Below are 20,597 nucleotides of genomic sequence, written 5' to 3'. Positions count from 1 at the left end.
CGTCAGCGGCCCAGGCCGGCGTACACCAGGTCCTCGACGGCCTTCTGCGGCCGCTTCTGGGCCCAGTGCTCGCGGTTGACCTCGTAGAGGTCGTTGCCCACCTGCACCGCTGCATCGCGGTCGAGCAGCAGGCGACGGCACTCCGCGACGAAGGCGTCGTCGTCGTCGAACGTCGACATCCCGAACAGCTCGTCGAGCGAACCCACCGCCGGCTTGCTGCCGATCACCGGCAGCCCCTGGCTGGCCGCGTCGAGCAGCTTCACCCGGACCCCGCCACCGGTGCGGATCGGCGCCATCAGGGCGCGGCACGTCCGCAGGAACGCCGGGAGGTCGTCGACGAAGCCGAGGTCGCGCACGCGGTCGGGGTACTCCGGGTCCGTCGAGCCGGTCTTCTTGGCACCGACGATGACGAGTTCGGCGTCCGGGATGCCCTCGGCGATGCGCGGCCAGAGCCGCAGGGCGACGAGGAATGCCTCCTGATTGGGCGGCCAGTCCCGGCCGCCGAGGAACACCAGGCGTCGGCCCGTGGCCGAGACGTCGATCTGCTCGATCGGCGGCAGCGTCACCTCCATGAACCGCGCGCCGGGGACGCCGTGGTCGCGGTACATCTGCGCTTCCTCGATCTCGTAGCAGCCGACGGCGTTGGCGAGCTTGGCCACCCGCAGCTCGTCGCGCAGCAGGCGCGGAGCCTCGATCTTGCCCAGCAGGCCGCGCGTGGACAGCCACACCTGCGACTCGGTGTTGATGGTGTTGATGACGAAGCCCTTGCTACCGAAGTGCTTGCTGCGGATGAAGGATTCGCCCATGTAGTTGTGCTCGCAGAAGAACACGTCGTCATCGCTCGCCTCGATCGCCGCGAGCAGCTCGGGGGTGTCGAAGCGGATGTGCACCAGGCTGCGTCGCTTGCGCAGCGATCCGGTCAGCAGCCCGACCTTGTCGACGGGATGCTGCACGATGCGCTGCAGGCGCAGCCCGCCGGAGACCACGTCGACCACCGACTCCCCCGGCGGCTCGTCGGACAGGCAGATCGCCCGGATGTCGAACGACTCCGCGGCCAGGCGCATCACCACGCGCGCCAGTTCGACGTCACCACCGTGCTCGGTCACGGGGTCCTTGGACACCAGGAATGCGACCTTCGTCGTCATGCTTCGGCCCGGTCCTTCCTTCGATAGATGGCCACCAGATAGATCACCAGCAGGATGGCGTCGGTGGCGACGGTCGCGACCGCCGCGCCGACGGCACCGAATTGGGCAAGTGCGGCAACGGCTCCCAGCTTGACCGGGACGAGGCCCAGGTTGGCGCTCAACCGGATCACGTCGCGCCGCTGGGCGTAGAGGATCACGGCGAGCACCGAACTCATCGTGCGCATGGCGCAGAACGCCGACATCACCAGCATGGCGATCCCGAGTTCGGTGGGGGCGGGCGTCAGCAGCAGGACGACGCCCGCGATCACCACCAGCCCGCCGGTGCCGGCGCCGAGCATCACGATGTGCCGCAGCGACGGACCGGTGGACAGGTCACCCCCACTGCGCCGCAGCGGCTCGTTGTAGGTCATCGCGAACGACTGGCCGATGGCGGCCAGCGCGACGGTGACCGTCACGGTCAGCGCGTAGTAGCCGACCGTGGTGTCGTCGGTGAGGAAGCCCAGCAGCAGCACGTCGCCCTGCAGGTAGATGCACATCCCGAGCATTTCGCCGACCAGTGCCGCGATGAGCCGCGGCGGACCCGGGACGCCGGGCCGGTGGCCCCACACCCGCCGGGCTGCGAGCACCAGCACCACCAGGTACGGCGCGCAGTACAGCAGGCTGGCGATCTGCAGGTTGGGTTCGTCGGTGCCGAACAGGTAGCTGCCGGCGAGCGCGACGCTCGAGATCTGCCGGATGGTGTCCATCCGCCAGGTCACCTGCGGGTGCCCGTCGCGCGCAGCCTGGCTCTGATAGGACTTGAACACCATCTCGCCGCCGGCGATCACCAGGCCGAACCAGGCGACGTAGTTCACCTCGATCAGGCAGGCGCCCACCGCCATCAGCGTCAGCCCGAGCAGGAAGCGGCTGGTGCGTTCGGCGCGGAAGTGCTCGTCGGACTCGCGCATGGCGCGCACGTTGAACGGATTGTCCAGCGGCGGTCCCACGACCGCGGACAGCGCGAACCCCATGCCGTAGCGCCCGTAGTCGCCGACGCTGAGCTTGCCCACCAGCGCCAGCGTCCACAGCATGCCGATGCCGCGGCCGCCGTACATCCAGCCCACGGCGACGAGCGTCTTGAGGATGTTGCGCGGGGCCGCCTCCTGGCCCTGCGCCGCGGGGTCAGACACTCGGCCGCTGACGGTCCAGGATCGTCGACCAGGCCTTGACGAACGCCTCGGCGGTGCGCGGCGTGGAGCGCTCCTCGCGGGTGCGGTCGGCGTTCTTGCCCAACTCCGTCACGCGCGCGTCGTCGTTGACGAACGAGGCGATCTCCGTCGCGAAGCCCGGCGGCAGCGCGTTCACGTCGTCGCCCATCGGCACCACCAGAGCGCCCGTCTCCGTGTCGAATTCGGCCAGCGAGCCGTAGCTGGTGGCGATGATCGGGGTGCGGTAGGCCAGCGCGTGCGCGGCCACCGACGACGCCGGGAAGGTGTCGGCGTAGAAGTGCCGCTTGCCGTAGGGGATCACGATGGCGCGCACCGAGGCGAAGAAGGCATCTTCGGCCGCGCCGTCCACGCCGCCGACCAGCTCGACGCCGTCCACCGGCGGCAGCGCCTCGGTGCCGCGCCCCGCCACCCGGATGGCGATGTCGTCGGGCAGCTCCTTGCGGATCTGGGCGATCTGCTCGAAACCCTTGCCGCGGTAGACCAGGCCGAAGAAGCCGATCGCCTTGGGACGGTCCTCGGCGGGCGGGATCACGTTCTTCTCCGCGACCCGGTACGGCACGTAGTGCGTGTGGCTCTGCGGATACACCCGGTCGATCGACGCCTGCCCGGTCCGGCTCAGCGCGAAGACGTCGCGCCGCCCGTTGACCCGGCCCTCGAGCCACCGCGAGAACGGCCGCATCGGGTAGTGGAATCCGTGCATCAGCAGCTTGTGCCGCGCCACGAAACTGGTGCGCGCGATGAACCACAGCGCCTGCGGCGGGTCGTGCACGGTGAGTGTTACCGGGACGCCCTCGAGGCCGGCGATCGACCAGAACGGCGACAGCATGCCGCAGCCGATCTCGCTGTGCACCAGCACCTTTCCGCCCGGCGCCGAGGCCACCAGCTCGCGCACCCGGGCCCGGACGCGACGCACGTCGGCCCAGGTCTCGTCGCCCGGCCCGGACACCCGGACCTCGCTCACCTCGCCGAAGTGCGGCCGGTACGCCGCGATGAGGTCCTCGGTGTAGTCCCCGATCGCCGTGACGTGGTTGCGCGGCCCGATGTAGACCAGTCGGTAGTCGTGGAGATCGACGCTCATCAGAAGAACAGCGGACGGTAGTGACCGCTGTACTTCAGCGCGTCCGGGTTGCGCTTGGTCAGCACCTTGGCCGGCACGCCGCCGACCACTTCGAGTTCCTGGATGTCCTTGGTGACCACCGCATGTGCGGCGACGACGGCGCCCCGCTTGATGTGCGAGGGCAGGATCATCGCGCGGCTGGCGATCCACACGTAGTCCTCGATGACCGTCGGGACCGGCATCGGGAGGAAGTCGGGGTGGTTGATGTCGTGCCCGCCGCCGAGGATGTGGGTGTCGCTGGCGATGGTGACGTTGTTGCCGATGTAGATGCCGGCGCGCGAGTCCAGGAAGCAGCGGAAGCCGATCGCGGTGTTGTCGCCGATGGTGAGGAACTCCGGATCGAACACCGTGACGCCGCGCATCAGCGTCGAGCCCTTGCCGATGGTCGACTTGCCGAACCACCGCAGGAAGTTCTGCCGCACGAAGTGCGACGGGATGTAGGTGACGATCATGTTGAACAGGATCGTGGCCAGTCGGTTCTGCGCCTTGCGGCGGAACGTCATGCCCTGCATCTTGTAGTCGACGACCCGGCCGTCGGGGCCGACCTCCCACTCCGGGTCCGGCGGCAGCTTCAACCCGGGGGCGGCGGCCAGCTTCCTGGCACGGTCCTCGGGGTCGGCGACGAAGGGTTCGGGGATCAAGGGTTCGGGGGTCACGCGTCTCGCTCCTGTGTTGTGTCCGAATCGACCATCTTCACCACGATGTCGTGGAACGACGTCGTGGGTTTCCAGTTGAGTACTTCCCACGCCTTCGTCGCATCGCCGATCATCGCGGGCCGATCGGCGGGACGGATCAGCGCGCTGTCGCCGACCACCAGGTCCTGCCAGTCGTCGATGCCGGCCGCCGCGAACGCGGTGGCGACGAAGTCCTCGATCGAATGGTCCTCACCGGTGGCGACCACGTAGTCGTCGCCGGTCTCCCGCAGGGCCATCGCGTACATGGCGTCGACGTAGTCGGGCGCCCAACCCCAGTCGCGCCGCACGCTCAGGTCGCCGAGCACCAGGCGGTCCTGACGCCCGGCGGCGATCCGTGCGACGCCACGGGTGATCTTGCGCGTGACGAATCGCTCCGGCCGCCGGGGCGATTCGTGGTGATAGAGGATCGCGTTGGACGCCGCCAGCCCGCGCGCCCGGTACGCCTGCACCATGTGGTGGCCGAACGCCTTCGACGCGCCGTAGGGCGAGATGGGCCGGACCGGCGTGCCCTCGGCTTGCCGCACGTCGGGGGCGCCGGCGAAGATCTCGCAGCTCGACGCGTTCACCACGGTGACCGGGCGGCCGGTGCGGTCTCGGAGCCTCAGCGCGGCGTCCAGGACGGCGACCACCGACAGCCCGTTGCTGCGGGCGGCGTGGACGGGGTCGTCCCAGCTCGCCGCGACCGAGGACATCCCGGCGAGGTGGAAGACGTAGTCGGGTGCGACGGCGTCGAGCACGGCGGCCACGGCCACCGGGTCGGTCGGGTCGACCTCGTGACACACCGTGCCCGGCGGCAGGTCGGGCAGCGTCCCGTCCGCCCGCACGCCGGGTCGCGTCGTGCCGTGCACGACGACGCCCTCGGAGCGCAGGAGGGCGGCGAGGTAGTGGCCGTCCTGTCCGGTGATGCCCGTGACGACGGCGGTACGGGCCGTCATCCCGGCCGCACCGCCAACTCGTCGACCGCAGCGTGCAACGCGGCGGCGTAGCGCTCCTCGGTGAACTGTTCGACGTGCAGCCGCACCTTGTCCGGATCGAACGACATGGCCTCGAAGCGGTCGACCGCCTCGGCGATCGACGCGGCGTCCGGGCTGTCGAAGTACAACCCGGTGATGCCCTCGTCGACGGTGTCCAGGAAGCCGCCCCAGCGCAGCACGACGCTCGGGCGCCCCCAGACGCCGGCCTCGATGGGCGTCAGCCCGAAGTCCTCGTAGCTGGCGGCGATCAATGCGCGGCAGTGTTCGTAGAGCCACGACATCTGGGCATCGGTGAGATCGGACAGCATCAGCACGTTCGGCGTCTTCATCGCCGCGATCCGCTCGGCGTCCGGGCCGCGGCCGACCACCACCAGGCGACGGTCACGGCCGGCGAACGCGCCGACCACCGCGTCGACGTTCTTGTACGGCAGCAGCCGCGACACGCAGAGGTAGAAGGCGCCGTCGCTGGGGGCCGAGCCCAGCCAGTCGAGGAGTTCGGGCACCGGCTCGCCCACGCTGGAGCGCGTCATGGCCACCGGTGAGGGCAGGACGTCGGCATCGATGCCGTAGGCGTCGGCGATGCGCTGCTGGATGACGGTGGACACCGCGAGGTACCGGTCGGCGGAGTGCGCGGCCCGGCGATCCCACGCGCGCAGGTAGCCCGACGTGGTGGCCAACACCGCGCGCTTTGCCAGCCCGGCCTCCTCGCCGAGGTACTTGTCCTTGAGGTAGAGCCAGCGCGCCGGCGAATGGCAGTGCACCAGCTTGCGGCCAGTGGTGCGGAACCCGTGGGCCCAGCCACTGGTACTGGTCAGCACGACGTCGGCGTCGATCTTCATCGAGTGCGCGGCGAGCGGCAGGATCGGCAACGCCGCGCGGTGGTGCCTGCGGAATACGCCCAGCGCATTCAGCCGGGATACGCGAATATCGCGCTCAGCGAATTCCGGATATGTGTTCTCGGGGTCGTACAGCAACGTGTAAATGGGGGCGTCGGGAAAGGCGCGACTCATGGAGAGGACGACCTTCTCCGCACCCCCGCGCTGCGTCAGATAATCGTGGGCAATGGCCACGCGCGGAGCATCATTGCTGCTCGACCGACGCTTCTCGTGCACGCGGAACTTCCCTTTCCACAACGATTCGTCCGGTTGAGCGCAGCAAGCCTTGGTCGGCGTGCCGATCGATGCGTCCATGAAACAGCACAAAACGTCTTGCGACAACTCTTGGCAAACTTCCGCAGGTCACTCGGGCGCGTTGCCGGGACGCTCCTGCGCAGCCGCCGCACCCGCCGCCGGACGCAGTCGATAGCATGCCACCCATGACGAGCGTTACCGAGCCGGCCAGCGAGCACGAGATCGACATCCACACGACCGCGGGCAAGCTGGCCGAACTGCGCAAGCGTACCGAGGAGGCACAGCATCCGGTCGGCGAGGCAGCCGTCGAGAAGACGCACGCCAAGGGCAAGCTGACCGCCCGCGAGCGCATCCTCGCGCTGCTGGACGAGGGCTCCTTCGTGGAACTCGACGCGCTGGCCCGGCACCGCTCCACCAACTTCGGCCTGCAGCAGAACCGGCCGCTCGGCGACGGCGTCGTCACCGGCTACGGCACCATCGACGGCCGCGACGTCTGCATCTTCAGCCAGGACGCCACGGTGTTCGGCGGCAGCCTCGGCGAGGTGTACGGCGAGAAGATCGTCAAGGTGCAGCAGCTGGCCATCAAGACCGGCCGTCCGCTGATCGGCATCAACGACGGCGCCGGGGCGCGCATCCAGGAGGGCGTCGTCTCGCTCGGCCTGTACAGCCAGATCTTCCGCAACAACATCCTGGCGTCCGGCGTCATCCCCCAGATCTCGCTGATCATGGGCGCCGCGGCCGGTGGCCACGTCTACTCCCCCGCGCTGACGGACTTCGTCGTCATGGTCGACCAGACCAGCCAGATGTTCATCACCGGCCCGGACGTCATCAAGACCGTCACCGGCGAGGACGTCACCATGGAGGAGCTCGGCGGCGCGCACACCCACATGGCGAAGTCCGGCACCGCCCACTACGTGGCGTCGGGCGAGCAGGACGCGTTCGACTACGTCCGCGACCTGCTGTCCTACCTGCCCAGCAACAACTACGCCGACCCGCCGCGCTACCCCGCGCCGCCGCACCCGGGCGCCATCGAGGACAACCTGAACGAGGAGGACCTCGAACTCGACACGCTGATCCCGGATTCCCCGAATCAGCCGTACGACATGCACGAGGTCATCTCGCGCATCCTCGACGACGACGAGTTCCTCGAGGTGCAGGCGGGCTACGCGCAGAACATCATCGTGGGCTTCGGCCGCGTCGACGGCCGCCCGGTCGGCATCGTCGCCAACCAGCCCACGCAGTTCGCCGGCTGCCTGGACATCAACGCCTCGGAGAAGGCCGCGCGCTTCATCCGCACGTGCGACTGCTTCAACATCCCCATCGTGCTGCTGGTCGACGTGCCGGGCTTCCTGCCGGGCACCGGCCAGGAGTACAACGGCATCATCCGCCGCGGCGCGAAGCTGCTCTACGCCTACGGCGAGGCCACCGTCGCCAAGGTCACCGTCATCACCCGCAAGTCCTACGGCGGCGCCTACTGCGTCATGGGCTCCAAGGACATGGGTGCCGACGTCGTGGTCGCGTGGCCGTCGGCACAGATCGCCGTGATGGGCGCGTCGGGCGCAGTGGGCTTCGTCTACCGCCAGCAGCTCAAGCAGGCTGCCCAGGACGGCCAGGACGTCGACGCGCTCCGCCTCGAGCTGCAGCAGGAGTACGAGGACACCCTGGTGAACCCGTACGTCGCCGCCGAGCGCGGCTACGTCGACGCCGTCATCCCGCCGTCGCACACCCGCGGGTACGTGGCGACGTCGCTGCGGCTGCTGGAGCGCAAGATCAGCCAGATCCCTCCGAAGAAGCACGGCAACATCCCGCTGTGATGTCATCGGCCATCGACGTCAGGAGTGTGTCGTGAGCGAAGCGAATCTGCCCGTGCCGGAGGATCCTTCGGCCACCACCGAGCCGGTGATCCAGGTGGTCCGGGGCGAGCCCACCGACGAGGAGCTGGCGGCGCTGGTGACGGTGCTCGCCGGCGCCGGCAACCAGGTCACGTCGGCCGACATGGAGCCCCACGAACGCGACCTGTGGGGTCACCCGGTGGACAAGCTGCGCTACTCGAGCTTCAGCTGGCAGCGCGTGACCCTGGTGGAGCGGACGCACCTGCGTCGATGACGCGACTGGTCCTCGGCTCGGCCTCGTCGGGCCGGCGCCGGGTGCTGCGCGCCGCGGGCGTCGATCCCCTCGTGGTGGTGTCCGGCGTGGACGAGGACGCCGTGGTCGCCGCACTCCCCGCCGACGTGGGGCCCGCCGGGACGACGACGGCGTTGGCCGAGGCGAAGGCCCGTGCCGTCGCCGCGACGCTGACGCCCGACGTCGCGGCGGACTGCGTGGTCATCGGCTGCGACTCGATGCTGTTCCGCGATGGCCGGCTGTGGGGCAAGCCGGGCACCGACGCCGCGGCGCTCGCCGGGTGGCAGGCGGTGGCCGGCCGGTCGGCGGAGCTCTTCACCGGTCACTGCGTGATCCGGATGCGGGACGCGGCCGTGCACGCCGTCGCGGCCGACCACGCGGTGACCACGGTGCACTTCGGCACCCCGTCGCCGGACGACCTCGCCGCGTACGTCGCCAGCGGCGAACCACTGGGCGTCGCAGGCGGATTCACGATCGACGGCCTGGCGGGCTGGTTCATCGAGGGCGTCGATGGCGACCCGTCGGCGGTCATCGGGATCGGGCTGCCGCTGACCGCCCGGCTGCTCGCCCGGGTCGGCGTGTCGGTCGCCGCCCTGTGGCGCGCCAATCCCGTCGACTGACGCGCCGCGGGGCTACATCAGCTCGTTGGCGGGGGTGTCGTCCCGGTGCTCGGTGTACCAGTCCACGGTGCGCCGCAGGCCCTCGTCGAGGCTCGTGACCGGCGACCAGCCGAGGCTGCGCATCTTGCTGATGTCGGCGCACCGGCGAGGCGTGCCACCGGGAGCGGACGCGCCGGGACGGATGTCGAGGTCGACCCCGACGATGTCCCCGATGCGCGAGGCCAGGTCGCGGATCGAGACCTCCTCGTCGCTGCCGATGTGGTAGATCTCGCGGTGCCCGCCCTTCTCGTACATCGTCAGGATGCCCTGCACCACGTCGTCGACGTAGCAGAAGGAGCGGGTCTCGGTGCCGTCGCCCTGAATGTCGAACGGCGCCTTGCCCTCCGGGTGGGCATCCTTCGCCGCGAGCGCGCGCATGATGAACTGCGGCTCGACGTGCTTCCAGCCCATGTTGGGCCCGAACACGTTGTGCGGACGGAAGACCTGCACCTGCCGGTAGTGCTCGCGGCCGTAGTTGAAGGCGATCAGCTCGCTGACGATCTTGCCGCCGCCGTAGGAGTACCGCGGGTTGAGGCTGTCCGGCAGCATCAGCGGGATCGTCTCGGGCGTCGGGATCACCGCGGGCGTCTGGTACACCTCGGCGGTCGACGCGAAGACGAGGTCGGGCACGTCGGCGACGCGGCCGGCGTTGGCGACGGCCAGCGCGCCGAGCATGCCGACCTCCAGCACCATCTCCGGCTGGGTGTAGAAGTTCTGCGTGCCGTTGACCGCGGCGAGGTGCATGACGACCTCGGCACCCACGAACGCCTTCTCCAGCGCCGCCTGGTCGCGGACGTCGCAGGTGTGCAGCTCGACCTGATCGGCCACCTCGGCGAACCGGCTGGCGTCGCCGCGGACCATCGTGTCGACGACGGCGACGTCCCAGCCGTCGTGCACCAGCCGCTTGACGAGGTAGGCGCCGATGAAGCCGCCTCCGCCGGTGACGACGACGCGCTTACCCACGGTAGGGCTCCGCCCCGCCCACGGCGCCGCTGCGGCCGACGGCGAAGTACGAGTCGCCGAGTTCCGACGGCGGGAGGTGACTGAAGTGGTTCCAGTAGTCGAACACGAAGCCCTCGGGGCTCATGAACTCCTTGATCGTGCGCGGCGAGATCGTGCCGAGCGACGGATGGTTGTTGCCGATCACCAGCACCGAGGCGCCGCTGACGGCGTCGCCGAAGCGGCTGAACGTGCGCTCGTCGGGGAACTCCTCGGCGAGCAGCTCCTGCGGGGTCACCGGGTCGTAGACGCCGATCTCGGCCTCCGGGTGCGCCTTCTTCAGCGCGTCGAGGACCTTGATCGACATCGAGCCGCGCAGGTCGCTCGTCTCGGGCTGACCCTTGAACGCCATGCCGACGAGGTTGATCTTCAACGGTTCCGGCAGACCGCGGCGCGCGATCTCGGCGTTGATGAACGCGACGGTCTCCTCCGGCTGCCGTTCGTTGACGACGCGGCCGGCCGAGGTGATCTCGAGTTCCACCCCGCGCGTGCGGGCGCTCTCCATGAGGATGTGCGGGTCCTTCTCGAGGCACGGACCGCCCACCAGACCGGGCAGCGGAATGTTGGTCCGGTTGTAGCCGAGCTTGCCCGAGGAAATGACTTCGTGGGCGCTGACACCGAACGCATCGCAGACGCGCGCGACCTCGTTGGCAAACGCGAACTGAACGTCGCGGAAAGTGTTGCTGATGAGCTTGATGATCTCGGCGGTTTCGATGCTGGAAACGCCGACGATCGAATTCGTGAGTTTCCGGAACACCGCCGCCGCGCGGTCGGCGACTTCCTGACTGTCGGCACCGATGATTTGCGGCAGCTCGCGCAATTCCTGCAGCGCCTTGCCTTCGAGCGTGCGCTCCGGGCACATCGCGATGTCGAAGCGTTTGCCGCTGGCCTCGAGGATGGGCGCAACCACGTCGCGGGTCGTGCCGATCTTGACCGTGGAGCGCAGGATGACGAGGGCTCCGTCCTGCATATTCGCAGCAATGTCGCGTGCGGCGGCCTCGATCATGTCGACGCGGGCCACGCCGTCGGCGGCCAGTGGCGTGCCGACGGTGATGATGTAGACGTCGCAGGAGAAGCTGTCGTCGAACGCTTCGGCAGCGACGAGTTTCTTCGATCGCGTGACACCGGACAGGGCGTCGGGCAGGCCCGTTTCGGTGAAATGCGGAATTCCCTCGTTGGTCATGTCGACCAGTTCCCGACGTTTCTCCACACCGATGACGGAGTTACCCGCTTCGGCGAGCACCGTGGCCAAGGTAAGGCCGACGTAGCCGAGGCCCACGATCCCGACGTCAAACTTTGCTGGCAAACCGCTCATTCCGTAAATTCTTACAGCAGTACCTCCTGCCGCGCCAACTCTGGACATGAACGCGCGTGTCCGCGATTCGACGTGAGTAGGCTCGCACTGTGCCCCTGCCTGCAGACCCGCATCCCGCCCTTCAGACGTATGCACATCCGGAACGGCTGGTGACCGCCGACTGGCTCGCTGGCAACCTCGGCCGCCCCGGTCTGGCGATCGTCGAATCCGACGAGGACGTCCTGCTCTACGACACCGGCCACATCCCCGGCGCGGTGAAGATCGACTGGCACGTCGACCTCAACGACCCGAACGTCCGCGACTACATCGACGGCGCCCAGTTCGCCGAGCTGATGAATCGCAAGGGCATCAGTCGCGACGACACCGTCGTCATCTACGGCGACAAGAGCAACTGGTGGGCGGCGTACGCCCTGTGGGTGTTCACGTTGTTCGGCCACCCGGACGTGCGCCTGCTCGACGGCGGCCGCGACCTGTGGGTCTCGCACGGGCGCGACACCACCCTCGACGTCCCGGACAAGCAGACGTCCGGCTATCCGGTGGTGCAGCGCGACGACGCCGCGATCCGCGCGTACAAGGAGGACGTGCTCGCCGCCCTCGGCACGCAGCCGCTGATCGACGTGCGCTCGCCGCTCGAGTACACCGGTGAGCGCACCCACATGCCGGACTACCCGGAGGAGGGTGCGCTGCGCGGCGGGCACATCCCCACGGCGCGCTCCATCCCGTGGGGCAAGGCGGCCGACGACAGCGGACGCTTCCGCAGCCGCGCCGAACTCGACGAGTTGTACGGCTTCCTCTCCGAGGGGGACGCGGACCCGAAGACGATCGTGTACTGCCGCATCGGCGAGCGGTCCAGCCACACCTGGTTCGTGCTGACGCATCTGCTGGGCCTGCCCGGCGTGCGCAACTACGACGGCTCCTGGACCGAGTGGGGCAACGCCGTGCGGGTGCCGGTCGCCGTCGGCGACGAGCCCGGCGAGGCGCCGTGATGACGGTGGCGCCGTGACTGCGCCGGGCGCGCTGCCGGATTCGCTGGCCGCGGTCGTGTCCGACTTCGCCGACGTCGAGGGACAGGACAAGCTGCAGCTGCTGCTGGAGTTCGCCAACGAGTTGCCACCGCTGCCCGCCGGCCTCGAGGAGGCGGCCATGGAACCGGTGCCGGAGTGCCAGTCGCCGCTGTTCCTCCACGTCGACGCCGAGGATCGCGAGCACGTCCGGCTGTACTTCAGCGCGCCCGCGGAGGCCCCGACGACGCGCGGTTTCGCGGCGATCCTGCGCGAGGGACTCGACGAGCACTCGGCCGACGAGATCCTCGCCGTGCCCGACGACTTCTACTCCGAACTCGGCCTCGGGGCGTTGATCAGTCCGCTGCGGCTGCGCGGGATGTCGGCGATGCTCACGCGCATCAAGCGCCGGTTGCGCGCAGCCTGACCAGCCGGCTCCCCGAGCGGCCCGGCGCACCCGCCGAACGCCCATTCGGACAGCCGTCCAGCGGGTATGCGTTCCCTACTCGAGAGTAACCAGACCGGCTCGCCGGGGCCGATGTCGCGCGGCTTAAACTGCGGCGGATACATTCTTAAAGACGTTTCTTAGACATGCCACCAGGAGGCGCAGTGCCCAGTCACGCCAGCTCGAAGATCTCCAAGGTGCTCGTAGCCAACCGCGGCGAGATCGCCGTCCGGGTCATCCGGGCCGCCAAGGACGCCGGGCTGGCGAGCGTGGCCGTGTACGCCGACCCCGACGCCGACGCGCCGCACGTGCGCCTGGCCGACGAGGCCTTCGCGCTCGGCGGCCAGACCTCCGCCGAGTCCTACCTGGTGTTCGAGAAGCTGCTGGACGCCGCCGAGAAGTCGGGCGCCAACGCGGTGCACCCGGGCTACGGCTTCCTGAGCGAGAACGCCGACTTCGCCCAGGCCGTGCTCGACGCCGGCCTCATCTGGATCGGGCCCAGCCCGCAGTCCATCCGCGACCTCGGCGACAAGGTCACCGCGCGCCACATCGCGGCCCGCGCGCAGGCGCCGCTGGTGCCCGGCACCCCGGACCCGGTGAAGAACGCCGACGAGGTCGTCGCCTTCGCCCAGGAGTACGGCGTGCCCGTCGCCATCAAGGCCGCGTTCGGCGGCGGTGGACGCGGCATGAAGGTGGCCCGCACCCTCGAGGAGATCCCCGAACTCTACGAGTCGGCCACCCGCGAGGCGATCGCCGCCTTCGGTCGCGGTGAGTGCTTCGTCGAGCGGTACCTGGACAAGCCGCGTCACGTCGAGGCGCAGGTCATCGCCGACACGCACGGCAACGTCGTCGTCGCGGGTACCCGCGACTGCTCGCTGCAGCGCCGCTTCCAGAAGCTGGTCGAGGAGGCGCCCGCGCCGTTCCTCACCGACGCGCAGCGCAAGGAGATCCACGAGTCCGCCAAGCGCATCTGCAAGGAGGCCGGCTACTACGGCGCCGGCACCGTCGAGTACCTCGTCGGCCAGGACGGCCTCATCTCGTTCCTCGAGGTCAACACCCGCCTGCAGGTGGAACACCCGGTCACCGAGGAGACCTCCGGCATCGACCTGGTGCTGCAGCAGTTCAAGATCGCCAACGGCGAGGCCCTCGACATCACCGAGGACCCGACGCCGCGCGGCCACTCCATCGAGTTCCGCATCAACGGCGAGGACGCCGGCCGCGGCTTCCTGCCCGCCCCCGGCCCCGTCACGCGCTACGACATCCCCACCGGCCCCGGTGTGCGCCTGGACTCCGGCGTCGAGGCCGGGTCGGTCATCGGCGGCCAGTTCGACTCCATGCTGTCGAAGCTGATCGTGTCGGGCGCCACCCGCGAGGAGGCGCTCGCCCGGTCCCGCCGCGCGCTGGCCGAATTCCACGTCGAGGGCCTGGCGACGGTCATCCCGTTCCACCGCGCCGTGGTGTCCGACCCCGCCTTCATCGGCAACGGCGAGGGCTTCGACGTGCACACCCGTTGGATCGAGACCGAGTGGAACAACACCGTCGAGCCCTTCACCGGTGGTGAGCCCCTCGACGAGGAGGACAGCCTCCCCCGCCAGAAGGTCGTCGTCGAGATCGGCGGCCGGCGCGTCGAGGTGTCCCTGCCCGGCGACCTCGCCCTCGGCGGGGGCGGCGGCGCGGCGGGCGGCGGCAACGTCGTCCGCAAGAAGCCGAAGCCGCGCAAGCGGGGCGCCTCCGGCGGAGCCGCCGCGTCCGGCGACTCGGTCACCGCACCGATGCAGGGCACCGTGGTCAAGGTCGCCGTCACCGAGGGTCAGCAGGTGTCCGCGGGCGACCTCGTCGTCGTGCTCGAGGCCATGAAGATGGAGAACCCGGTCACCGCGCACAAGGACGGCACCGTCACCGGCCTGGCCGTCGAGCCCGGCGCCGCCGTCACGCAGGGCACCGTGATCGCCGAGATCAAGGACGCCGCCGAGTAGTACCGTCCGTGGACCCCGTCGAGATCAACAACGGTCAGTGGTACCTGCGCGCCCTGCGCTACGACGATCGCGTCGACGATCGGCCCGCGCTGGCCGATCTCGGCGAGACCGACGGGGAGTACATCGACGACGCGACCGACGCGTGGGCCGACGACACCCGGTACACCTGGGCGGTGTGCGAGCCGACGACCGGTGAGCTGCTGGCCGAGGTCGTGCTCGACCCCGTCAGCGGATACCTCTACAGCCGGGCCCGCCCCGGCCAGGAGGATGCCGCCGCGATGAGCGAGGACACCGTGCGCCGCTACGCGGCCACGGTCCTCGGTCTCGAGGTGCACACCTAGCGCTCGTCGGGAACATGCTCCTCGCACGAGCGCTCGTCGGTATCCAGCCCGCTCGCGAGGTCCCCGCACTCCACCTCGACGACATCGTCGCGGCCGGCGAGGAACCGCCGGGCGCCCTCGTCGCCGCGCAGCGTGTCGAGCAGTGCCGGCCAGTGCCGCGCCGCCACGGCGACGGGATGGCCGGGGCGACCGCCGTACATCGCCCGCGCCAGCCCGGTGCCCGCCGCCCGCGGCAGTACCCGCGCCACGACGTCGGCGCCCACGTCGGGGGTGTCGACCGTGTGCAGGACCGCCAGCGCCGCTCCCCCGGCCGCGGCCAGCCCCGCCCGCACCGACGCGGCGGCACCGGACGCCCAGTCCGCGGCCACGACCGCCCGCGCCGGCGCCGGCACCTCGACCACAGCGGCGCCCAGCACCACGACGACGTCTGCGCAGCCCCCGCCGGCGAGCGCCGCCACCGCGTACCGCAGCCAATCCCCATCTTGGGCAAGCACTTTGGGCATCCCGTAGCGGGTGCCCGCGCCCGCGGCCAGCACGATGCCCACCGCCCGCGCGTCGTTCGACATGCAGACATCGTCCTCCTGCCCGATCCTTGGGTGATGACGGCCCCGAACTCCATCCGGCCCGCCGCCTCGTCGGGAGCGCACGTCCATCCCGTCGACGAGGTGTTGCCGCTGCCGAAGCTGGCCACCTACGGCTTCCAGCACGTCGTCGCCTTCTACGCCGGCGCGGTGCTGGTGCCGATCCTCATCGCCAGCGCCATCGACCTGCCCGGCGAGGACCTCGTCAAGCTGATCACCGCCGACCTGTTCACCTGCGGCATCGCCTCGATCATCCAGGCCGTCGGGTTCTGGAAGATCGGCGTGCGGCTGCCGCTGCTGCAGGGCGTCACGTTCGCCGGCGTCTCGCCGATCATCGCGATCGGACTGGCGCACGGTGGCGGCGCGGCGAGCCTGCTCTACGTGTACGGCGCGGTGATCGTCGCGGGCGTCTTCACCTTCCTCGTCGCGCCGATCTTCATCAAGCTGCTGCGGTTCTTCCCACCCGTCGTCACGGGCACCCTCATCACCATCATCGGGCTGTGCCTGGTGCCGGTGGGTGCGCACGACGCGGTCACCAACCCGCACACCGGCGAGACCGATCCGGCCAACGTCCGGTGGCTGCTCTACGCCCTGGGCACCGTCGCGGTGATCGTCGCGATCCAGCGACTGTTCCGCGGCTTCCTCGCGACCATCGCGGTCCTGCTCGGATTGGTCATCGGATGCGCAGTGGCCTACGCGCTCGGCGACATGGACTTCGCCGACGTCGGCCGGGCGTCGGCGTTCGGCTTCACCCCGCCGTTCCTGTTCGGCATGCCCAAGTTCGACGTCGTCGCCTGCCTCACGATGATCATCGTGCTGCTCATCACCGCGGTCGAGTCGACGGGCAGCACCTACGCGACCGGCGAGATCGTCGGCAAGCGGATCAAGCCGTCCGACATCGGCAACGTGCTGCGCGCCGACGGCATCGCCACCGCGATCGGCGGCATCTTCAACTCGTTCCCCTACACCGCCTTCTCCGAGAACGTCGGACTGGTGCGGCTCACCGGCGTGAAGAGCCGGTGGGTGGTGGCCGCCGCGGGCGCCATCATGATCGTCCTCGGCTTCCTGCCCAAGGTCGCCGCCGTGGTGTCGTCCATCCCGCAGCCGGTGCTCGGCGGTGCCGCCCTCACGCTCTTCGCGACCGTCGCGGTGGTGGGCATCCAGACGCTCGGCAAGGTCGACTTCACCGACCACCGCAACCTCATCATCGTCACGACCAGCGTCGCTCTGGCGCTGTGGGTCACCAGTTACCCGGATGTGGCGCAGGGCCTTCCGGCCGGCATCGACCTGCTGTTCGGCAGCGGCATCAGCATCGGGGCCATCGCCGCGATCCTGCTCAACGTCGTGTTCTTCCACCTCGGCACCCGCGGTCCCCGCGTCGCGGGCGGCGGCTCGATCACCCTCGACGAGGTCAACGCCATGACCGCCGAGCGCTTCACCGAGGTGTTCGGACACATCGTGCAGGACGTGCCGTGGGCCGTCGAACGCGCCTACGCCGCACGGCCGTTCGCCGACACCCGCGCGCTGCGGGAGGCGTTCCAGGACGCCGTGCTCACCGGATCACCTGCCGAGCAGGATCAGTTGCTGAACGCGTTCCCCGACCTCGGCGCCGAGGACGAGGTCGGCCACGCCCTGGCCGTCGACCACGTCGCACTGTCGAGCCTCGACGCCGACGACCACCGCGACGTGGTGGACCTCGCCACGGCCTACCGCGAGCACTTCGGCTTTCCGCTCGTCATCTGCGCGCGGGAGACCGCCCGTTTCGACAGGGTGCTGCGCAACGGGTGGTCGCGAATGGACAACTCGCCCGCCGCCGAGCGGGCGTTCGCCCTCATCGAGGTCGCCAAGATCGCGAACTACCGGTTCGCCGACCTGGTCGCCGACGCCAACCCGATCGCCGCGGCCCGGTTCAGCCGGTTCAACGAGCTGCGGTAGATGCCGGACGTCGATCGCTTCAACGCCCTGTCCGAGCGGCAGCGGATGCACCTGCTGTTCGGGGTGTGCTCGTCAACGATTTGGGCCCGCCGGGTCCTCGCGGGCGGCCCGTTCCCCGATGCCGACGCGCTGCTCGACCGCGCCGACCGGATGCTCGCCGAACTGCCCGACGCCGAAATCGACGCCGCGCTCGACGGCCACCCGCGCATCGGCGCGCGCCCAGTGGACTCCTCCTCGGCACGTGAGCAGGCCGGTGTCGCCGACGCGGGAGCCGAGGTGAGAACCGCGCTGGCCGAGGGCAACCGGCGCTACGAGGACCGCTTCGGCTACGTCTACCTGGTGTGCGCCAGCGGCCGCAGCGCCGAGGAACTCCTCGCGATCCTCACCGAGCGGCTCGACAACGACCCGGCGACCGAGCGCCGCGTGATGCGCAGCGAGCTGGCGAAGATCAACCGGCTCCGCCTGGAGCGGCTGCTGACCGAGCCCGACGAGAGGAGGACGCTGGAGCCATGAGCATCTCGACCCACGTTCTCGACGCCGTCTCCGGCACCCCCGCGGCCGGGGTGACGGTCACGCTGTTCGACGCCGGCGGCGCCGTGCTGGCCGACGGTCGCACCGACGCCGACGGCCGCATCGCGCGCCTCGCCGAGGACACCGGCGCCGGGCTGCACCGGCTGCGCTTCGACACCGCCGCGTGGTTCGCCGAGCGCGGGACGCCGGCGTTCTACCCGGAGGTCACCATCGCGTTCGAGATCGCCGATGCGGCGGCGCACCACCACGTTCCGCTGCTGCTGTCGCCGTACGCCTATTCCACCTACCGAGGGAGCTGACGCGTGTCGGGCATCATCCTGGGCAAGAACCAGTACGGCAAGGCGGAGAACCGCATCGTCCGGGTCTACCGCGACACCCCGCGGCACGAGATCCACGACGTCAACGTCTCCACATGTCTGCGTGGCGATTTCAGCGCCGCGCACCTCGCCGGCGATCAGTCGGCGGTACTGCCCACCGACACGCAAAAGCAGACGGCCTACGCGTACGCCAAGTCCGAGGGCCTGCTGTCCATCGAGGACTACGGGCTGACGTTGGCCCGGCACTTCGTCGCCGACGTCGCGCCGGTGACCGGTGCACGGATCGAGATCGAGGAGTACGCCTGGGAGCGCGCCGTCATCGACGGCGCCGAGCATCCGCACACCTGGGTGCGCAAGGGCCAGGATGTGCGGACCGCGGCGATCACCGTCGACGAGACCGGCGAGTACGTCGTCGGTGGGTTGAAGGACCTGGTGATCCTCAAGTCGACCGGCTCGGAGTTCGCCGGCTTCCTCACCGACCCCTACACGGTGCTGGAACCGACGCACGATCGGATGATGGCGACGGCGCTGGTGGCGCAGTGGCGGTTCGGTGCCGGCGACGACGGCTGGCCGGTCGACTGGGAGGCGGTGTACGCCGACGTCAAGGCCCGTCTCGTCGAGCAGTTCGCCGTGGTCCAGTCACTCGCGTTGCAGCAGACGCTGTTCCGGATGGGCCAGGCCGTGCTGGAGGGCCATCCCGAGATCGTCGAGATCCGCCTGTCCGCACCCAACAAGCACCACTTCGCCTACGACCTCGCGCCGTTCGGCTTGGAGAACCCTGGCGAGGTCTTCCACGCCGACGATCGCCCCTACGGCCTGATCCAGGCGACCGTCACGCGCGAGGAGGCCCCGCCACCCGGACCGGCGTGGGATCTGCAGCGCGGCTGGCTGGGCTGACGCGATCGGACGTCACTCCAGCTGATCGCGGAGCTGCGCCAGTGACTTGGCGAGCAGCCGGGACACGTGCATCTGCGAGATGCCGACGCGCTCGGCGATCTGGGTCTGGGTCAGCGACTCGAAGAAGCGCAGCACCAGCACGGTGCGCTCGCGCTCGGGCAGCGACGCCAGCAGCGGGCGCAGTGCCTCGCGGTTCTCGATGCGGTCGAGGTTGGCGTCGACGTCGCCGAGGGTGTCGGCGATCGCCGGCGCCTCCTCGGATCCGGTGCCGCCACCGTCGATCGACATCGTGTTGTACGAGCTGCCCGCGACGAGACCCTCGACCACTTCGTCGCGGTCCATCTCGAGTTCCGCGGCGAGTTCGGTCGGCGTGGGAGCCCGGCCCAAGCGCTGCGACATCTCGGCGGTGGCAGCACCCAGCCGCAGATGCAGTTCCTTGAGCCGGCGCGGCACCTTCACCGACCAGCTGTTGTCCCGGAAGTGCCTGCGAACCTCGCCCATGATGGTCGGCACCGCGAACGACACGAAGTCCGAACCGGCGTCCACGTCGAAGCGGATGACCGCATTCACCAGGCCGACGCGCGCCACCTGGACGAGGTCGTCACGGGATTCGCCGCGGCCGTCGAAGCGGCGCGCGATGTGGTCGGCCAGCGGAAGACAGCGTTCGACGATGCGGTCGCGCTGGCGGGTGAACTGGGGGCTTCCCTCGTCGAGGTCGGCCAACTCGCGGAACATGCCGATGACGTCCGCGTACTCAGAGTTCGAGCGCTGTGACGAACCCTGTGGCGAGGACGCCGTCACCGAAGAGAACTCACTCGTCTCGTCGACATCGTGATGCCGACGATCTGTCCGCCGTCGGGCCCCTGACCGTCCTGGTAGGTCTGCACGTCGTCGGCCAGCGAGCTGAGCACGTGCCAGCTGAAGCTGCCCGGCTCCATGATGTCGGCGGTGGTGCAGGCGGTCGACGCGTCGATGACGACGTCGTCGAGCGTCGGGCACACCGAGACGATCAGGGTCGCGGCGGGAACCGCGGACCGGATGAGCCGCGTGCAGGCCTCGTCGACGGCCAACCGCAGGTCGGCCACGGTGTCGGAGTCCAGATCCTGGAAGGTGCCCACCGCCGCGACGAGGGTGCGCAGGATCGCCAAGTTCTCCAACTTGGCGGCCACCCTGAACTCGACCTTGTCGTCAACCTCTGCCACGCGAC

The 20,597-nt window shown here is 69.7% G+C and carries 22 protein-coding genes; 11 read left to right on the top strand and 11 right to left on the bottom strand.

Translation table 11 applies throughout. From position 1 onward, the window contains the following. Positions 1-2: 2 nt before the first annotated feature. From FZ046_RS13045 to FZ046_RS13020, 6 genes are read right to left on the bottom strand one after another with little or no spacing between them, the layout of a single operon-like run. Entirely contained in the window at positions 3-1,145 is a 1,143-nt protein-coding gene (locus FZ046_RS13045) for a glycosyltransferase (protein WP_070354344.1), read from the bottom strand. Further along, positions 1,142-2,314, bottom strand: a complete 1,173-nt coding sequence (locus FZ046_RS13040) for a polysaccharide biosynthesis protein (RefSeq protein WP_246182987.1) — start codon at positions 2,312-2,314, stop codon at positions 1,142-1,144. The genes FZ046_RS13045 and FZ046_RS13040 overlap by 4 nt, the downstream gene beginning before the upstream one ends. Then, complete coding sequence (locus tag FZ046_RS13035; protein ID WP_070354345.1) at positions 2,307-3,431, bottom strand: glycosyltransferase; 1,125 nt, start codon at positions 3,429-3,431, stop codon at positions 2,307-2,309. Before FZ046_RS13035 ends, FZ046_RS13040 begins: the two co-directional genes overlap by 8 nt. Continuing rightward, positions 3,431-4,126, bottom strand: a complete 696-nt coding sequence (locus tag FZ046_RS13030; protein WP_246182986.1) for an acyltransferase — start codon at positions 4,124-4,126, stop codon at positions 3,431-3,433. Before FZ046_RS13030 ends, FZ046_RS13035 begins: the two co-directional genes overlap by 1 nt. Further along, positions 4,123-5,100 carry a GDP-mannose 4,6-dehydratase gene (locus FZ046_RS13025; RefSeq protein WP_070354346.1) on the bottom strand — a complete coding sequence of 326 codons (978 nt, stop codon included), beginning with the start codon at positions 5,098-5,100 and terminating at the stop codon, positions 4,123-4,125. The genes FZ046_RS13030 and FZ046_RS13025 overlap by 4 nt, the downstream gene beginning before the upstream one ends. Further along, on the bottom strand, positions 5,097-6,209 hold the full coding sequence (locus FZ046_RS13020; RefSeq protein ID WP_246182985.1) for a glycosyltransferase: 1,113 nt from the start codon (positions 6,207-6,209) through the stop codon (positions 5,097-5,099). Before FZ046_RS13020 ends, FZ046_RS13025 begins: the two co-directional genes overlap by 4 nt. Positions 6,210-6,454: 245 nt before the next feature. Here FZ046_RS13020 and FZ046_RS13015 point away from each other — a divergent pair, with 245 nt between their 5' ends. Genes FZ046_RS13015 through FZ046_RS13005 form a run of 3 tightly spaced genes read left to right on the top strand, consistent with a single transcriptional unit; the run spans position 6,455 to position 9,013 of the window. Next, entirely contained in the window at positions 6,455-8,083 is a 1,629-nt protein-coding gene (locus tag FZ046_RS13015) for an acyl-CoA carboxylase subunit beta (RefSeq protein ID WP_070354348.1), read from the top strand. A 31-nt stretch (positions 8,084-8,114) separates the two neighbouring features. After that, a complete protein-coding gene (locus FZ046_RS13010) occupies positions 8,115-8,375 on the top strand; it encodes an acyl-CoA carboxylase subunit epsilon (protein ID WP_070354349.1) in 261 nt (86 codons plus the stop codon). After that, positions 8,372-9,013, top strand: coding sequence for a Maf family protein (locus tag FZ046_RS13005; protein WP_070354350.1), 642 nt, complete (start codon positions 8,372-8,374; stop codon positions 9,011-9,013). The genes FZ046_RS13010 and FZ046_RS13005 overlap by 4 nt, the downstream gene beginning before the upstream one ends. A 12-nt stretch (positions 9,014-9,025) precedes the next feature. On the opposite strand, the gene FZ046_RS13000 is transcribed toward FZ046_RS13005, so the two are convergent. Both FZ046_RS13000 and FZ046_RS12995 read right to left on the bottom strand, forming a co-directional pair. Then, positions 9,026-10,015: an NAD-dependent epimerase/dehydratase family protein gene (locus FZ046_RS13000; RefSeq protein WP_070354351.1), complete on the bottom strand. Its 990-nt coding sequence runs from the start codon at positions 10,013-10,015 to the stop codon at positions 9,026-9,028. Further along, positions 10,008-11,366, bottom strand: coding sequence for a nucleotide sugar dehydrogenase (locus tag FZ046_RS12995; protein ID WP_070354352.1), 1,359 nt, complete (start codon positions 11,364-11,366; stop codon positions 10,008-10,010). Before FZ046_RS12995 ends, FZ046_RS13000 begins: the two co-directional genes overlap by 8 nt. 89 nt (positions 11,367-11,455) lie before the next feature. On the opposite strand from FZ046_RS12995, the gene FZ046_RS12990 reads away from it, so the two are divergent. The 4 genes from FZ046_RS12990 to FZ046_RS12975 all read left to right on the top strand — a co-directional run bounded on the left by FZ046_RS12990 (position 11,456) and on the right by FZ046_RS12975 (position 15,129). After that, complete coding sequence (locus FZ046_RS12990) at positions 11,456-12,352, top strand: sulfurtransferase (RefSeq protein WP_070354353.1); 897 nt, start codon at positions 11,456-11,458, stop codon at positions 12,350-12,352. Between the two features lie 13 nt (positions 12,353-12,365). Beyond that, a complete protein-coding gene (locus FZ046_RS12985) occupies positions 12,366-12,794 on the top strand; it encodes a SufE family protein (RefSeq protein WP_170292433.1) in 429 nt (142 codons plus the stop codon). A gap of 182 nt (positions 12,795-12,976) precedes the next feature. Continuing rightward, positions 12,977-14,788 (top strand): acetyl/propionyl/methylcrotonyl-CoA carboxylase subunit alpha, encoded by a 1,812-nt coding sequence (locus FZ046_RS12980; RefSeq protein ID WP_070354354.1) that lies wholly within the window; start codon positions 12,977-12,979, stop codon positions 14,786-14,788. A gap of 8 nt (positions 14,789-14,796) precedes the next feature. Then, a complete protein-coding gene (locus FZ046_RS12975) occupies positions 14,797-15,129 on the top strand; it encodes a hypothetical protein (protein ID WP_070354355.1) in 333 nt (110 codons plus the stop codon). Here the strand turns inward: FZ046_RS12975 and FZ046_RS12970 are convergent. Beyond that, the gene (locus FZ046_RS12970) at positions 15,126-15,695 is read right to left on the bottom strand and encodes a nucleotidyltransferase family protein (protein ID WP_070354356.1); all 570 of its coding nucleotides are present in this window, start codon (positions 15,693-15,695) and stop codon (positions 15,126-15,128) included. The two genes, FZ046_RS12975 and FZ046_RS12970, sit on opposite strands and share 4 nt — an antisense overlap. 33 nt (positions 15,696-15,728) lie before the next feature. Here FZ046_RS12970 and FZ046_RS12965 point away from each other — a divergent pair, with 33 nt between their 5' ends. The 4 genes from FZ046_RS12965 to pucL are packed head-to-tail and all read left to right on the top strand — an operon-like array spanning position 15,729 to position 19,390. Next, positions 15,729-17,645: a PbuX/PucJ/PucK family nucleobase permease gene (locus tag FZ046_RS12965; RefSeq protein ID WP_070354357.1), complete on the top strand. Its 1,917-nt coding sequence runs from the start codon at positions 15,729-15,731 to the stop codon at positions 17,643-17,645. 45 nt (positions 17,646-17,690) lie between these two features. Further along, entirely contained in the window at positions 17,691-18,158 is a 468-nt protein-coding gene (uraD, locus tag FZ046_RS12960; protein WP_070354385.1) for a 2-oxo-4-hydroxy-4-carboxy-5-ureidoimidazoline decarboxylase, read from the top strand. Continuing rightward, entirely contained in the window at positions 18,155-18,475 is a 321-nt protein-coding gene (gene uraH, locus FZ046_RS12955; protein WP_070354358.1) for a hydroxyisourate hydrolase, read from the top strand. The genes uraD and uraH overlap by 4 nt, the downstream gene beginning before the upstream one ends. 3 nt (positions 18,476-18,478) lie before the next feature. After that, a complete protein-coding gene (gene pucL / locus FZ046_RS12950) occupies positions 18,479-19,390 on the top strand; it encodes a factor-independent urate hydroxylase (RefSeq protein WP_070354359.1) in 912 nt (303 codons plus the stop codon). A gap of 12 nt (positions 19,391-19,402) precedes the next feature. Here the strand turns inward: pucL and FZ046_RS12945 are convergent, their stop codons facing one another. After that, positions 19,403-20,191: an RNA polymerase sigma factor SigF gene (locus tag FZ046_RS12945; protein WP_070354360.1), complete on the bottom strand. Its 789-nt coding sequence runs from the start codon at positions 20,189-20,191 to the stop codon at positions 19,403-19,405. Beyond that, positions 20,188-20,592, bottom strand: a complete 405-nt coding sequence (locus FZ046_RS12940) for an ATP-binding protein (protein ID WP_070354361.1) — start codon at positions 20,590-20,592, stop codon at positions 20,188-20,190. The genes FZ046_RS12945 and FZ046_RS12940 overlap by 4 nt, the downstream gene beginning before the upstream one ends. Positions 20,593-20,597 lie beyond the last annotated feature (5 nt).

This window comes from Mycolicibacterium grossiae, assembly GCF_008329645.1.
GTDB lineage: Bacteria > Actinomycetota > Actinomycetes > Mycobacteriales > Mycobacteriaceae > Mycobacterium > Mycobacterium grossiae.
Note: the sequence above shows the minus strand (reverse complement) of the source record. Positions and strands in the feature narration are given on the sequence as shown.

Bases quoted from the DNA above. Each gene is read 5' to 3' on its own strand.
- FZ046_RS13045 (WP_070354344.1), bottom strand. From the start codon at position 1,145: ATGACGACGAAGGTCGCATTCCTGGTGTCCAAGGACCCCGTGACCGAG.
- FZ046_RS13035 (WP_070354345.1), bottom strand. From the start codon at position 3,431: ATGAGCGTCGATCTCCACGACTACCGACTGGTCTACATCGGGCCGCGC.
- FZ046_RS13025 (WP_070354346.1), bottom strand. From the start codon at position 5,100: ATGACGGCCCGTACCGCCGTCGTCACGGGCATCACCGGACAGGACGGC.
- FZ046_RS13015 (WP_070354348.1), top strand. From the start codon at position 6,455: ATGACGAGCGTTACCGAGCCGGCCAGCGAGCACGAGATCGACATCCAC.
- FZ046_RS13005 (WP_070354350.1), top strand. From the start codon at position 8,372: ATGACGCGACTGGTCCTCGGCTCGGCCTCGTCGGGCCGGCGCCGGGTG.
- FZ046_RS12995 (WP_070354352.1), bottom strand. From the start codon at position 11,366: ATGAGCGGTTTGCCAGCAAAGTTTGACGTCGGGATCGTGGGCCTCGGC.
- FZ046_RS12970 (WP_070354356.1), bottom strand. From the start codon at position 15,695: ATGTCGAACGACGCGCGGGCGGTGGGCATCGTGCTGGCCGCGGGCGCG.
- FZ046_RS12965 (WP_070354357.1), top strand. From the start codon at position 15,729: ATGACGGCCCCGAACTCCATCCGGCCCGCCGCCTCGTCGGGAGCGCAC.
- uraD (WP_070354385.1), top strand. From the start codon at position 17,691: ATGCACCTGCTGTTCGGGGTGTGCTCGTCAACGATTTGGGCCCGCCGG.
- uraH (WP_070354358.1), top strand. From the start codon at position 18,155: ATGAGCATCTCGACCCACGTTCTCGACGCCGTCTCCGGCACCCCCGCG.